The organism is Pantoea sp. At-9b (assembly GCF_000175935.2).
GTDB lineage: Bacteria > Pseudomonadota > Gammaproteobacteria > Enterobacterales > Enterobacteriaceae > Pantoea.
Genome location: NC_014837.1, coordinates 4100927 through 4115489 on the forward strand (window position 1 = coordinate 4100927; position 14563 = coordinate 4115489).

Annotated in this window: 13 protein-coding genes; 6 read left to right on the forward strand and 7 right to left on the reverse strand. The window is 55.8% G+C overall.

Annotated features, from left to right (window positions below):
* Positions 1-10: 10 nt before the first annotated feature.
* Positions 11-763, reverse strand: a complete 753-nt coding sequence (rsmJ, locus tag PAT9B_RS18965; protein ID WP_013510886.1) for a 16S rRNA (guanine(1516)-N(2))-methyltransferase RsmJ — start codon at positions 761-763, stop codon at positions 11-13.
* 8 nt (positions 764-771) lie between these two features.
* Positions 772-2814, reverse strand: coding sequence for an oligopeptidase A (gene prlC, locus PAT9B_RS18970; RefSeq protein ID WP_013510887.1), 2043 nt, complete (start codon positions 2812-2814; stop codon positions 772-774).
* 187 nt (positions 2815-3001) lie between these two features.
* Between prlC and PAT9B_RS18975 the strand changes: the two genes are divergently transcribed.
* Positions 3002-3844, forward strand: coding sequence for a 23S rRNA (adenine(2030)-N(6))-methyltransferase RlmJ (locus tag PAT9B_RS18975; RefSeq protein WP_013510888.1), 843 nt, complete (start codon positions 3002-3004; stop codon positions 3842-3844).
* A 6-nt stretch (positions 3845-3850) separates the two neighbouring features.
* Here PAT9B_RS18975 and rnz read toward each other — a convergent pair whose 3' ends face one another.
* A complete protein-coding gene (rnz, locus tag PAT9B_RS18980; protein WP_013510889.1) occupies positions 3851-4762 on the reverse strand; it encodes a ribonuclease Z in 912 nt (303 codons plus the stop codon).
* 125 nt (positions 4763-4887) lie between these two features.
* On the opposite strand from rnz, the gene gorA reads away from it, so the two are divergent.
* The 3 genes from gorA (at position 4888) to PAT9B_RS18995 (ending at position 8501) form a co-directional block, all read left to right on the forward strand.
* Positions 4888-6240, forward strand: a complete 1353-nt coding sequence (gene gorA, locus PAT9B_RS18985) for a glutathione-disulfide reductase (RefSeq protein WP_013510890.1) — start codon at positions 4888-4890, stop codon at positions 6238-6240.
* A 228-nt stretch (positions 6241-6468) separates the two neighbouring features.
* On the forward strand, positions 6469-7401 hold the full coding sequence (locus tag PAT9B_RS18990) for a nucleoside recognition domain-containing protein (RefSeq protein WP_013510891.1): 933 nt from the start codon (positions 6469-6471) through the stop codon (positions 7399-7401).
* Positions 7402-7721: 320 nt separating this feature from the next.
* Entirely contained in the window at positions 7722-8501 is a 780-nt protein-coding gene (locus PAT9B_RS18995; protein WP_013510892.1) for an L-threonylcarbamoyladenylate synthase, read from the forward strand.
* Between the two features lie 102 nt (positions 8502-8603).
* Here PAT9B_RS18995 and PAT9B_RS19000 read toward each other — a convergent pair whose 3' ends face one another.
* The 3 genes from PAT9B_RS19000 to PAT9B_RS19010 all read right to left on the reverse strand — a co-directional run bounded on the left by PAT9B_RS19000 (position 8604) and on the right by PAT9B_RS19010 (position 11778).
* The gene (locus tag PAT9B_RS19000) at positions 8604-9620 is read right to left on the reverse strand and encodes an NAD(P)-dependent alcohol dehydrogenase (RefSeq protein WP_013510893.1); all 1017 of its coding nucleotides are present in this window, start codon (positions 9618-9620) and stop codon (positions 8604-8606) included.
* A 144-nt stretch (positions 9621-9764) separates the two neighbouring features.
* A complete protein-coding gene (locus PAT9B_RS19005) occupies positions 9765-10901 on the reverse strand; it encodes an epoxide hydrolase family protein (protein ID WP_013510894.1) in 1137 nt (378 codons plus the stop codon).
* A 55-nt stretch (positions 10902-10956) separates the two neighbouring features.
* Positions 10957-11778 carry an SDR family oxidoreductase gene (locus PAT9B_RS19010; protein WP_013510895.1) on the reverse strand — a complete coding sequence of 274 codons (822 nt, stop codon included), beginning with the start codon at positions 11776-11778 and terminating at the stop codon, positions 10957-10959.
* Positions 11779-11873: 95 nt separating this feature from the next.
* Between PAT9B_RS19010 and PAT9B_RS19015 the strand changes: the two genes are divergently transcribed.
* The gene (locus PAT9B_RS19015) at positions 11874-12776 is read left to right on the forward strand and encodes a LysR family transcriptional regulator (RefSeq protein ID WP_013510896.1); all 903 of its coding nucleotides are present in this window, start codon (positions 11874-11876) and stop codon (positions 12774-12776) included.
* Here PAT9B_RS19015 and PAT9B_RS19020 read toward each other — a convergent pair.
* Positions 12767-13408, reverse strand: coding sequence for a hydrolase (locus PAT9B_RS19020; protein ID WP_013510897.1), 642 nt, complete (start codon positions 13406-13408; stop codon positions 12767-12769). The two genes, PAT9B_RS19015 and PAT9B_RS19020, sit on opposite strands and share 10 nt — an antisense overlap.
* Positions 13409-13646: 238 nt before the next feature.
* Between PAT9B_RS19020 and PAT9B_RS19025 the strand changes: the two genes are divergently transcribed.
* The gene (locus PAT9B_RS19025) at positions 13647-14561 is read left to right on the forward strand and encodes a bestrophin family protein (RefSeq protein ID WP_013510898.1); all 915 of its coding nucleotides are present in this window, start codon (positions 13647-13649) and stop codon (positions 14559-14561) included.
* The last annotated feature ends 2 nt before the right edge of the window (positions 14562-14563 follow it).

A 14563-nucleotide genomic window follows, 5' to 3' on the forward strand; every position in this document is an offset into this window, starting at 1 on the left:
CTGTTTTTTTTCATCCCACCAACGGCGGATAGATATCAAAACGATGGCTTTTGGTCACCACGGCGGATTGCGTCGCCACCCCCGCTAACGGCGGTGCGTAATCCGGGCGTTTTACCACAATGCGTTTTTTCGCCAGCCGCCGCGCCGGTTCCAGTAACGCATCGGCATCCTCATCTGCCCCCACCAGCGACTGAAATACCCGCATCTCCTTCTTCACCATCGCGCTTTTCTGGCGATGGGGATACATTGGGTCGAGATACACCACATCCGGCGCAGGGGTGATTTCGCTCAACGCCTGCTGGCTGACCACATGCAGCAGCGTCAGCCGCTCGCGCAGCCAGCCGCCGATTTCAGGATCATCGTAGCCACGACGCAAGCCATCCTCCAGCAATGCCGCCACCACCGGATGGCGTTCCAGCATCCGTACCCGGCAACCTAACGCCGCCAGCACAAAGGCATCGCGTCCTAATCCGGCCGTTGCATCAACCACATCCGGCAGGTAATCCCCCTTGATACCCACCGCTTTCGCCACGGCCTCGCCGCGTCCACCGCCAAAACGACGTCGGTGCGCCATCGCGCCAGAGGCGAAATCAACAAAAATACCGCCCAGCTTTGGCTCGTCGCGTTTGCGTAGCTCAAGGTGGCTGGCGGTCAGCACCAGTGCCAGTGTCGACTGCTCATCCTGCTCCAGTCCCCAGCGCTGCGCCAAATGTAATAAGGCGCCGTCTCCGGCGCCTGTTTCATCAATTAAACCGATTTTCACAGGCAGGCTTATCCCTGAATCCCGTAATGTTCCAGCATCGCATCGAGCTGCGGTTCACGGCCACGGAAGCGTTTGAACAGCTCCATGGGCTCCTCTGAACCACCGCGCGTCAGGATGTTGTCGAGGAACGACTGACCGGTTTCGCGGTTGAAGATGCCTTCCTCTTCGAAGCGTGAGTAAGCATCGGCAGCCAGCACATCGGCCCACAGGTAACTGTAATAACCTGCGGCATAGCCACCGGCAAACACGTGGCTGAAGGCGTGCGGGAAGCGGCCCCACTCCGGGCTGGGCACCACCGCCACCTGCTTTTTCACTTCACGCAGGGTTTCGAGGATTTGCGCGCCCTGCTGCGGGTTAAACTCGGTATGCAGACGGAAATCGAACAGACCGAACTCCAGCTGACGCAGGATAAACAGCGCCGCCTGGTAGTTTTTCGCCGCCAGCATTTTATCCAGCAGTTCTTTCGGCAACGGCTCACCGGTTTCATAGTGGCCGGAGATAAACGCCAGTGCATCCGGCTCCCAGCACCAGTTCTCCATAAACTGGCTCGGCAGCTCTACTGCATCCCATGGCACACCGCTGATGCCGGACACCCCGGGGGTTTCGATGCGCGTCAGCATATGGTGCAGACCATGGCCGAACTCATGGAACAGCGTGGTCACTTCATCATGGGTGAACAGCGCCGGTTTGCCCTGCACCGGACGGTTGAAGTTACAGGTGAGGTAAGCCACCGGCTTTTGCAGGCTGCCATCGGCTTTGCGCATCTGGCCGACGCAGTCGTCCATCCAGGCACCACCGCGTTTGTGCTCGCGGGCGTAGAGGTCGAGGTAGAAGCTACCGCGCAGTTCGCCGGTTTCATCGAACAGGTCGAAGAAACGCACATCCGGGTGGTAAACATCGACATCTTTACGCTCCTGCGCGCTGATGCCGTAGATACGTTTCACCACTTCAAACAGGCCGTTCACCGCACGTGCTTCCGGGAAATAAGGACGCAGCTGCTCGTCGCTGATGGTGTAGAGATGTTGCTTCTGTTTTTCGCCGTAGTAGGTCAGATCCCACGGGTTCATCTCATCAACGCCATACTCTTTTTTGGCAAAGGCGCGCAGTTGAGCCAGTTCCTTCTCACCCTGCGGACGGGCGCGTTTCGCGAGGTCGGTGAGGAAGTCGATCACCTGAGACGGGCTTTCCGCCATTTTGGTCGCCAGCGATTTGTCAGCGAAGGAATCGAAGCCAAGCAGCTGAGCCAGTTCGTGACGCAGCGCCAGTTCTTCCGCCATCACCGGGCCGTTATCCCATTTACCGGCGTTCGGGCCTTGATCGGACGCACGCGTTGAATAGGCGCGATACATCTCTTCGCGCAGCGCGGCGTTGTCACAGTAGGTCATCACCGGCAGATAGCTCGGGATATCCAGCGTCAGCAACCAGCCTTCCTGCTCTTTGGCTTCGGCCATCGCTTTGGCTGCCGCCAGTGCGCTTTCCGGCATCCCGGACAGCTCGGCTTCATCGGTGAACAGTTTGTTCCAGCCCTGAGTCGCGTCGAGCACGTTGTTGCTGTAGGTCGACCCCAGTTCAGACAGACGCGCGGCAATCTCGCCATAGCGTTTCTGTTTTTCTTTATCCAGCCCGATGCCCGACAGCTCGAAATCACGCAGGCTGTTATCCACCGCTTTTTTCTGCGCAATATCCAGCGCCGCGTAGTTGCCACCCTGTTTCAGGTCGCGATACGCCTGGTACAGCCCTTCATGCTGGCCGACCCAGGTGCTGTATTCCGACAGCAGCGGCAGCGTCTGCTCATAGGCCTCACGCAGTTCCGGGCTGTTTTTGACCGAGTTCAAATGGCTGACCGGCGAGAAAATACGCCCAAGACGATCATCCACTTCCGCCAACGGTTGTACCAGGTTATCCCAGCTATAGGGCGCGCCCTGCGCCACTACGCGTTCCACCGCCGCACGGCAGTCGTCGAGCGCTGCAGTCACAGCGGGAACCACGTGCTCAGGTTTGATGGCAGAAAAAGGCGGAAGGGTAAAAGGCGTAAGTAACGGATTGGTCATAAGCGCAGTCCTTTTATGGAGTGTGGGGCGCGAACCGGTCGCGCAACGCAATCTTACTAACATGCGGCCTGGTTGGTGGAAAATCAATGCCGCCCCGAAACGTCAGCAATTTTTATCCAGCGCGGCTATAATCGCGCCAGACACGATGTTCTGAATTCTTTGATCCAACCGCGGACCCCTCTTTTTTATGCTGAGTTATCGCCACAGTTTTCATGCCGGCAACCATGCCGACGTGCTCAAACACACCGTTGAGAGCCTGATCCTGACCGCCCTGATGGAGAAGGAGAAACCGTTCCTCTATCTGGATACCCACGCCGGTGCCGGACGTTACCAACTGAGCGGTGAGCACGCCGAACGCACCGGTGAATATCTGGAAGGCATCGCACGGATCTGGCAGCAGCCGGATGCACCAGAGCTGCTGAAGCCCTACTTCTCGGCGATTCGTAACCTAAACCCCAACGGCACCCTGCGCTACTATCCGGGTTCGCCGCTGATCGCCCGCCATTTGCTGCGCCAGGACGATAAACTGCAACTCACCGAGCTGCACTCCAGCGATTATCCGCTGCTGCGCAATGAATTCAGTAAAGATAGCCGTGCGCGTGTGGAACGTGCCGATGGTTATCAGCAGCTAAAAGCAAAACTGCCACCGCCAACCCGTCGTGGCCTGATTCTTATCGACCCCCCGTATGAGCTGAAAAGCGATTATCAGGACGTGGTGAAAGGCATTCAGGAAGGTTACAAACGTTTCAGCACCGGCATCTACGCGTTGTGGTATCCGGTGGTGTTGCGTCAGCAGATCAAACATATGACCAAAGATTTGCAGGCCACCGGCATTCGTAACATTTTGCAGATTGAGCTGGCCGTGCGTCCGGACAGCGACCAGCGTGGCATGACTGCCTCGGGGATGATTGTGATTAACCCGCCGTGGAAGCTGGAACAGCAGATGAAAGAACTGCTGCCGTGGCTGCATCAGAAACTGGTGCCCGCAGGCACCGGTCATACCCGTGTTGAGTGGATTGTGCCAGAGTAAGGCGCACTAAATCTCGAACACCGCGAAATCATGTGCCAGTTCCGTCGCCGCAAAGATGGACTGGCACTCCGCCAGTAATCTTTCCCGATCCTGAGACAAATAGCGCGAGCTGAAATGGGTCGCGATCAACCGCTTAGCCCTGGCCTGTTTTGCCACCTCTGCCGTTTGTACCGTCGTTGAATGCCCACGACTATTGGCTTTTTCTGCCAGTGCCGCCTCCAGCGTGGTTTCGTGCACCATCACATCAGCATCGGCCGCCAGTTGTAATGCCACCTCGGTCGGCCCGGTATCGCCAAAAATCGCCACCACCTTTCCTTTGGTGGCTGGCCCCAGATACTCCGCGCCGTTAATCTCGCGCCCATCCTCCAGCCGAACACGTTCACCCTGTTTCAGTTGCTGATACCACGGCCCGCGCGGCACGCCTTCGGCTTTCAGGCGCGGCGCATCAAGGAAGCCAGGCTTGTCATGCTGTTCGATGCGGTAGCCGTAACACTCAACAATATGGTTCATCGGCCAGGCGGTGACGCGGAAATCACCGTCGTCAAACACCAGACCGGCGGCGATTTCCACGATTTCCAGCGGAAAGCTGGTATAGGAGCCGCTCAGGCTCAGCGCCGTGTCGATAAACTGGCGGATACCTTGTGGGCCATAAATGGTCAGCGGCTCTTTTAAACCCGCCATCGAACGGCTGGTAAGCAACCCGGGCAGGCCAAAAATATGGTCGCCGTGCAGATGGGTAATAAAGATTTTTTCCAGCTTGCTCGGTTTCAGCGTCGAACGCATATATTGATGCTGCGTCGCCTCACCACAATCGAACAACCAGGTGTCACCCCGTTTGGATAAGGTCAACGCAATGGCGGTGACGTTACGTTGCAGGCTTGGCGCGCCTGCGCCGGTGCCGAGAAATGTCAGTTGCATACGGTGCTTCCCTGTAATGGGTGTTGATCCAACCCTATCACAATCATAGGTGCAATCTTTGCGCCCTTTCCCCTGTCAGCGTTACACTCTAACCCAATTTTTCTTCCTGCAAATGGACACATCTGATGACCCGACATTTTGACTACCTTGCCATTGGCGGCGGCAGCGGCGGTATCGCCTCCATTAACCGTGCGGCGATGCACGGCCAGAAATGCGCCCTGATTGAAGCCAAAGAGCTGGGCGGCACCTGTGTCAACGTGGGTTGCGTACCAAAAAAAGTGATGTGGCATGCGGCGCAAATTGCTGAAGCTATCCACCTTTATGGCCCGGATTACGGTTTCGACACCACGGTCAACCGCTTCGACTGGTCAACCCTGGTAAAAAATCGCAGCGCCTATATCGATCGTATCCACACCTCATACGACAACGTGCTGGGTAAGAACAACGTTGAAGTGATCAAAGGCTTCGCCCGTTTTGTGGATGCGCACACCGTGGAGGTGAACGGCGAAACGATCACGGCGGACCATATCCTGATCGCCACCGGTGGCCGTCCAAGCCATCCCAACGTGCCGGGAGCAGAGTACGGCATCGATTCCGACGGCTTCTTTGAGCTGGATGCTCTTCCCAAACGCGTGGCGGTGGTCGGTGCCGGTTATATCGCCGTGGAACTGGCCGGCGTGGTCAACGCATTGGGGGCAGAAACCCATCTGTTCGTGCGTAAGCATGCGCCGTTGCGCAGCTTCGACCCGCTGATCACCGATACGCTGGTTGAAGTGATGCAGGCGGAAGGCCCGTCATTACATACCGACTCGATTCCAAAAGCAGTGATCAAGAACGCTGACGGCAGCCTGACGCTACAACTGGAAAACGGTTTTGATCAAACCGTTGATTGCCTGGTATGGGCGATTGGTCGTGAACCCGCCAACGATAATTTCAATCTGGCCGTCACCGGCGTGGCACTGGATGAGAAAGGCTATATCAAGGTGGATAAATTCCAGAACACCAGCGTGCCGGGCATTTACGCGGTGGGCGACAACACCGGTGCGGTAGAGCTGACGCCGGTAGCGGTGGCGGCAGGCCGTCGCCTGTCTGAGCGTCTGTTTAATAACAAGCCGGACGAGCATCTGGATTACAGCAATATCCCCACCGTGGTGTTCAGCCACCCGCCGATTGGCACCGTCGGTCTGACCGAACCCCAGGCGCGAGAGCAGTACGGCGATGATCAGGTGAAAATCTATAAATCAGCCTTCACCGCCATGTACACTGCCGTCACCCAGCACCGCCAGCCGTGCCGGATGAAACTGGTTTGCGTGGGTCCGGAAGAGAAAATTGTCGGTATCCATGGCATCGGTTTTGGTATGGATGAGATGTTGCAGGGCTTTGCCGTGGCGCTGAAAATGGGAGCCACCAAAAAAGACTTCGACAACACCGTGGCGATCCACCCGACCGCCGCAGAAGAGTTTGTGACGATGCGTTAACCCACCCGGCCAGCATGCTACTGCATGCTGGCTTTTCTTCCCTTCCTTCCAGACAAAAACCTGTTTCTTTACTACTCAATCCGCGCTGACCGGGATAACATTTCCCCCTTTGTGACGCTAACGCATTTATCGCGTTGGTATTTTTTAGTGAATTATTGGGCAGAGGGAGGCTGGCGTGAATATTCATGTTGCGCAGCGGGGATTAGGTAGCAAGGATCACAATCAGGCATGAATATCATCAGCATTATTATGTCGGCGGGCAAAGCCTCGGTGGATGTGGCGCTGTATACGCTGATTCCCATCATGGTTGTCATGTTATTTGTGATGAAATATCTGGAAGCGAAAGGCGTACTCGATTTTATTGTGCGTCATACCACACCGTTATTAAAACCCTTGGGTATTACCGGTCTGGCGTTATTTGCTCTCATCCAGTTAAATTTTGTCAGTTTCGCCGCTCCTCTCGCCGCGCTGGCGATTATGGAAAAACGCGGTACCTCCGATCGCCATATGGCCGCCACGCTCAGCATGTTATTTGCCATGGGTCAGGCAAATGCCTTTTACCCGTTGATTCCCGCCGGTTTGCACTGGGGAGCCGCCATTCTGATCTCCATTTGTGGGGGAGTACTGGCGGCTTCCGTCACCTACCATTTCTTTGGCCGTAAACTGTCTGGCGTCGCGCTACGTGATGAAGACGAAGGAATCAGCCATAGAGAAGCGAAGCCCGGTGTAATTGCCATCATCAATAATGCTGGCTCCGACGCGATTCGCCTGGCGCTCGGTTCGCTACCAATGCTGATCCTCTCCTTGTCAGTGGTCGGCATTCTGAAAGAGGCCGGTGGCGTGGAGTTACTTACCCGGCTGTTATCTCCGTTACTGGATCGCCTGAATATTTCCGAGATCTACATCCTGCCCGCGCTCACCAAATGTCTGGCAGGCGGCACGGCTTACTATGGCGTGATCTCGGGCCTGGTGGAAAAGGGGTTGTACAGCGCCCACAATATTAACGCGTCGGCAGGTTTACTGATTCAGACCTTTGACCTGCCCGGCATCGGGATTTTTCTCGGACTGTCCAGCCGCTTCCCGCGTCTGTTCCGTTTCGCCGTTCCGGGTATTCTGTTAGGCATCGCCCTGCGCGCCACCGCACATTCCCTGCTTTTTTAAGCGCGACGCTAAGCGGGTAACCCCCTGTTTAGCGTTTCTATTTTTAGAATAACACTACAGTTTTTAAGCGTTATTTAAAATTAACCCTATCTATTTCATCGTTATTTTCATCAGTTGCATGACCGTTATTGTTAGTATTATTATCGCAAGAAGATTATTGCTGAAATGTGCAATTAACCCTATAACTCTAATGGTTTGCCTGCTAATAAATCACGGCATCGCATATCCTGAGAAAATATCGGGTTAATAACGTAATCCCTTATATTCATCGCAGGTAATATTCCTGTACGTCATATTTTGTAGGCAGATAGGGTCGATCCATGAGCGGTAAAAAAATAACCTGGAATGGCGGGTTACAGCACGAAGCCATCGAAATTCTGGCCAAAGAGGGCGGCATGATCGTCAGCCCGACCAAGGTCGGCTACATCATCATGACCTCCGACAAAGCCGGTCTGGAACGCAAGTTCGAGGCGAAAAATCGTAATCGCAACAAGCCGGGCGTGGTGCTGTGCGGATCGCTGGAACAGTTGCGTTCACTGGCTCAACTCAACCCGGAAATCGACGAACTGTATCAACGCCACTGGGATCAGGACATTCTGCTGGGCTGCATCTTACCGTGGCGTGAAGATGCGCTGGCGCGTATTCCCGCTGACGGTTCCAAAGAGTTAATGATGGATGGCCGTCAGACCAGTTGTTTCGTGATTAAATTCGGCAAGCCGGGTGAAATACTGGCAAAAGAATTGTGGGAAAAACACGGAAAATTCTCCTTTGCCAGCTCCGCTAACCCCTCTGGTCAGGGGAACCGTGGTCTGGTTGAAGGCATCGGCGAACGTATTGAATCCCGTGCGGATTTAATTATTGCTGCCAACGATTACGTCAAATCCATTCAGCCTAACGACGATAATAAAGTGCGTTATGAACAGGGGGTGATGGTATCGATGGTGGATAACCAAGGCCGTTTAATCCCGGAGCAAAAAGGCGAGCGTAAAATTACACCCTGTCCGGTGTTGATCCGCAAAGGTCTTGATGTGGATAAGATTATGTCGCTGCTGTCCGATATTTTCCCTTCATGGGATTACCGCCACGGCGATTATTATTGATAACAGCGCGATAAATCGCGCCGCTACCGTAGCGGTGCGATTTTCTTCAATGGCAACAATTTCTGCCGATTTCGTAGCGGCGCGATTTATCGCGCAATGCAGCTACCACTCCACCGTAATCTTGCCAAAGTGACCGGCGCTCTGCTGATGTTGAAACGCCGCCGTCAGATCTCCTAACGAACCATAACTGTCGCTGATCACCGGGCGAATGCCACTCTGCTCCAGTGCGCGCACGAAATCCTGCTGCTGACGGCGATGGCCGACAATCAATCCCTGAATGCGTGCCTGTTTTGCCATTAACAACGAGGTCGGGATTACGCCTTCGCGCCCGGTCAGCACGCCAATCAACGCGATATGGCCGCCGACACGCACCGCTTCGATGGATTGCGCCATGGTGCCAGGCCCACCCAGTTCAATCACCACATCTGCGCCCTGACCTTGGGTCAGTTGCTGTACCGCTTTGCCCCACTCCGGCGTGCTGCGATAGTTAATCACTTCATCTGCGCCCAGCTCGCGGGCGCGCGCCAGTTTTTCATCCGATGAGGAGGTGACGATCACCCGTGCGCCCATGCTTTTGGCGATTTGCAGCGCGGTGATGGACACTCCGCCAGTGCCCAGCGTCAGAATGGTGTCACCCGCTTTGATCTGCGCATCGCCCACCAGCGCACGCCAGGCGGTGAGGCCCGAGGTCGTAATGGTCGCCGCTTCGGCGTGCCGCCAGCCCTCGGGTGCCAGGGTGAAATGGCTGGCCGGACGTACCACCACTTCAGCGGCGAAACCGTGCGCACCATCGCCCGGGGTTTGGGCAAAGTTACCAACCTGCGCATAAGGTAAACCATCCTGCCACTGCGGGAAGAAGCCAGAGACCACATGATCGCCGACCTTAAATTCACTGACGTCAGCGCCGACGTCTTCCACCACACCCGCACCGTCCGCCATCATAATGCGGCCATCGGCGGTAGGAATGGCACCCTGGGCTACCAGTAAATCGTGGAAATTCAGTGAGGTGGCATGGATTGCTACCCGGATCTCACCCGGACCGGGTTTGCCGGGGTCCGGCAGATCCACCAACTGTAAATTCTCCAGTCCACCCGGGCTTTTTAAGATCATCGCTTGCATGGTCAGTCATCCTCGTCAGCAAAAAAGTAAGTGTGGCAGCGATAACCTCTCCCTGCCTTTTCCGATGGTGCTTAGCATGACAAAGGCACAGACATCACGGAAATCGTGATTGTTGATTTTAGATATCGACAAAAATGATACCTTTTAACGCAATGGTTGATAAAACGCCCGAATCTCCTGCGCCAGCAGCTCCGGCTCTTCCAGCGCGGTAAAATGCCCACCGCGTGGCAATTCATGCCAGTGCCGGATAGCCAGATTTTGCTCAGCCCAGTGACGCGGCGGCGGCATCAGATCATAGGGAAAACGCGTCAATCCGGTCGGTACCGTGATTTTCTCCATCGGCGGCAGCGCATGGCTGTTTTCGTAATAGAGATTGGCAGAGGTGCCGTAGCTGCCGGTCAGCCAGTACAGCATGATGTTATTGAGCAGCTCATCTTTGCTGAAGCGACCAAACACATTGCCCTGACAATCGCCCCAACTGCGGAATTTCTCCAGAATCCAGCTCGCCAGTCCGACCGGTGAATCATTAAGTGCAAACGCGAGGGTTTGTGGTTTGGTCGATTGCAGCGCCATATACGCCCCTTCCTGCGCGATCCATTTCATCGCTGCCGCCTGATAGGCGCGCGCTTCATCGGTCAGGTCATCACCAGCCGCCTGCATTAAGGGACGCACCAGGCCAATATCGGTGAGGTGAATACCCACTAACCTGTCGGGATGCTGCACCGCCAGATAGCGGGTAACACCAGAACCAATATCTCCCCCGCTGGCGGCAAAACGTGGATAGCCTAACTCGCTCATCAACTGCGCCCAGAGATCGGCGATTTGGGCATTGTTAACCCCCGCCGGCGGGCAGGTGGAAAACGCAAAGCCCGGCAGCGACGGCACAATAACGTCGAACGCATCCTCCGCCTTACCGCCAAAACGCGCCGGATCGGTCAGGAGCGGGATGATTTTTTGGTAGCGCAGAAACGAATCAGGCCAGCCGTGGGTCAACAACAGTGGCAGCGGGTTTGGCCCGTTACCACGTTGATGGATGAAATGGATCTGCGTCTCCCCCTGCCGCCAGTAATAATGCCCAAGCTGGTTAAGTTCACGCTCCTGCTGACGCCAGTCATACTGATGCAACCAGTAATCCACCAGCGCCTTTAACTCATCGGGGGCGGTGCCTTTCTGCCACGCATCGCCGGGCAAGGTTGCTGCCCAGCGCGTCTGACGAAGACGCCATTCGAGGTCATCTAACTGCGATTGCGCAATGGCAATCTGGAAAGATTGCACAGACATAGTGATTCCTTCAGGTTAAACAGGCTCAGACTTTACTGTAGTCCTGTTCCCGCCTTCAGGCATCAGCGGCATAAGCCTGTACTTGTTGGGCATGTAACTCTGCCAGACGGCTTTGCAGTGCGGCGTCGATATGCTGATACGCGGTACTGCCGAGTGCCAGTCTGAGCGGCATCTGCGGCTGTTCCAGCGTGGCGATCATCGCCGTCACGCATTTTTCCGCATCACCGAGGATGGCAAACTCTCCCGATTGCAACCTGCGTCGCAGCTCACCCGACGCGGTATCGCGATAGCACTCCAGCGCCGCAGCCACATCCAGTCCGGCACCAAAGTTGGTCGCCGTCGGGCCAGGCTCCACCAGCAAAAAGTCGATAGCAAAACGCGCGACTTCCTGCCGTACCGCCTCCACAAAACCCTCAATACCCCATTTGGTGGCGTGATACAGGCTGAAATTAGGGTAAGCCACCTGCCCACCTTCCGACGACAATTGGGCAATGCGCCCGCCGCCCTGCTGGCGCAGTAGCGGAATCGCCGCACGAATCAGTTGGATCGAGCCGGTGAGGTTGGTGGCGATTTGGCGTTCAATCTGCGCATCGCTCAGCTCCTCAGCAGCACCAAACAGACCGTAAGCGGCGTTGCTTACCACCACATCGATACGATCGACTGCGGCGAAGGCCGCGGAGATCGCAGGTGCAATGGTGGCGGTCTGGGCCAGATCCAGGGAGATCACCTGTACGCGATCGCCGTAACGCTGTTGCAGATCCGCCATCGCCGTGACACGGCGCACGCAGGCAATCACCACATCGCCACGCGCCAGTAAGCGTTCACTCATCAGACGGCCCAGCCCGTTGCTGGCACCGGTAATTAACCAGGTTTTCATCATTGCTTCCTCCAGTTGAAAACCTGATGGTAGATCGCTTTACTGGTGGTTATCGTCTCCCTAATCGCGTATGACCTGGTGAGGAAAAACCACCAATGAGAAGACCTTCGTGGCATGAACTGCAAGCCATCAGAACGCTGGCGGAGCAGCGCAGTTTTCGTCGCGCCGCCGAGCTGCTCGGGCTGAAACGCTCCTCACTCAGCCATCTGGTGAAGGGGCTGGAACACAACCTCGGTGTGCAGCTGTTTCAGCGCACCACACGTAGCGTGTCACTGACCGAGGCGGGCCAGCAGTTGCTCACCCGGCTGACGCCGCTGTTGAACGAGATGGATGAGGTACTGTATGACGTCAGCGCTCAGCGCCAGCAGCATTACGGTACGCTACGGATCAGCGCCAGCGATGCGGCCATTGGCTTGCTGCTAACCCAGGTTATCCCGGCATTCAGCGCCCAATATCCGCAAATCGAACTGGACCTCGCCGCACAGGGTGCCTTGGTGGATATCACCGCGCAGGGTTTTGATGCCGGTATTCGGCTGATTGAAGACGTGCCGCAGGACATGGTGGCGGTACCGCTTGGCGGCCCGCTGACGTTTGTTACCGTGGCTGCGCAGGCTTATCTTGCTGATCATCCGCCGGTGCAACACCCGCAAGATTTACAGCAGCAGCAGTGTATCCGCCAACGGCTGCCAAGTGGCAAACGCTATCGCTGGGAGTATCAACGGCAGGGGGAGTCGCTGGAAATGGATGTGCCGGGGCAGCTGACGCTCGACAGCAACGCACTGATGGCCCAGGCGGCCATCGGCGGTTTAGGTATTGCTTACCTGCCACTGCCTTACGCCAGCGCAGGATTAGCCAACGGCCAACTGGTGGAGCTGCTGGCCGAGTGGCGTGTGCAGTCGGCGGGCATCGCCTTATGGTTTCCACCTAACCGCCATCAGTCGATGGCGCTGCGGCTGTTTATTGATGCCCTTAAAATTCACCTGCCCTATCACAGATGACGCTGTGGAGCCTTATGCACCATGGTGTAGGCATAATCGACACCCATACCGTAGGCACCGCTGTGCTCACGCACCAGGTCCATCACCGCGTCATACGTCTCTTTGCGTGACCAGTCGCGCTGGTACTCCAGCAGGACCTGCTGCCAGGTTACCGGCACTGCCCCCGCCTGTACCATACGTTGTACCGAACGTTCGTGGGCATCGACGCTGGTGCCGCCCGAAGTGTCAGTCACCACATAGACTTCATAACCCGCTTTGAGCGCCATCAGTGCCGGGAAGGTCAGGCACACTTCGGTCCACAACGCAGAGATAATCAGCTTTTTACGGCCGGTTTTTTCGACTGCTTCAACGAATTTGGCATCTTCCCATGAGTTCATGGAGGTACGTTCAATCGGCTTCGCTTCCGGGTGCACCGCCAGCAGTTCTGGCCAGATGTAGCCGCTAAAGCTTTCGGTTTCCACCGAGGTGTAAATCACCGGCACGTCGAAAATCTTGCCCGCTTTTGCCAGGGCAACGGTGTTATTTTTGAGCTGCTGGCGATCGATATTGGCCACGCCAAATGCCATCTGCGGCTGGTGGTCGATGAAGATCAGGGTAGAGTTTTGCGGGTCGAGCAGGTCAAGTTTAGACATGTTAAATTCCTCAGCGGTATGGGTTTTGTGTGTTGTGTCGTTGAGATGAACTTTAAAAAAAGCCGCGCTGAAGAGATAACGGAAAGAATTTTATAAGTTGTTCAAAATGGTTTTAGAAGATTGATTTAACTGAAAAAAACGCCTCTTCTGTCGCATTGATTCCGCGAAACAACGTTGATTAGTCGATAAAGACAGGCGTAACCTGTGCTCACAAAATCAAAAATTCACCATCGCAAAAATGATTGTTCGTCCCCACCAGCATTGGTTCCTGCGGCTGTTTGACTGGCATGGTTCGGTGCTCACCAGCATCCTGTTCCGCCTGTCACTCAACCTGGTAATGTCGCTTGTCGCCATCCTCGGCTTTCCCTGGTATGAAACGCTCGGTATTCACCTGACCACCGCGCCGTTTAGCCTGATTGGTGTGTCGATCGCCATCTTCCTTGGCTTTCGTAACAACGCCAGCTATGCCCGCTTTACCGAAGCCCGCACCCTGTGGGGGACGCTGCTGATTACCCAGCGCTCCCTGCTGCGTCAGATAAAAAGCATTCGCACGCTCAGCCTGGAGCAGGCTCGTGAGTTTGCCGATCTACAAATCGCCTTCAATCTGAGCCTGAAACATCAGCTACGCCGCTCGGACCCGCTGGAAGATTTGCAGCGTACATTGCCGCCGCGCTGGCACGATACGGTGCTACATCAACCGTTAGCGACGACGCAGATTTTGCTGTGTATGGGTGAATGGCTGGCGCAACAGCGGCATGAAGGGCATGTGTCGGATATCGTCTGGCAAAGCATTGATGAAAATCTGAATCATCTGTCGACGGTGCTGGGCGGTTGCGATCGCATCGCTACCACGCCGATTCCCTTCGCCTACAGCCTGATTCTGCACCGCACCGTCTATCTGTTCTGCACCCTGCTACCTTTTGCGCTGGTGTCGGATCTGCACGCCATGACGCCGCTGGTATCGGTGTTTATCTCCTACACCTTTTTGTCGCTGGAATCGCTGGCGGAGGAACTGGAAGATCCGTTTGGCACTGCGCCCAATGACCTGCCGCTGGACGCCATTTGTGTGGCAATTGAGCGCAACCTGAAGGCGATGAACGGTGATCCGCTGCCTGCACCGTTGCAGCCAGATAAATATTTTAATCTGACGTAACA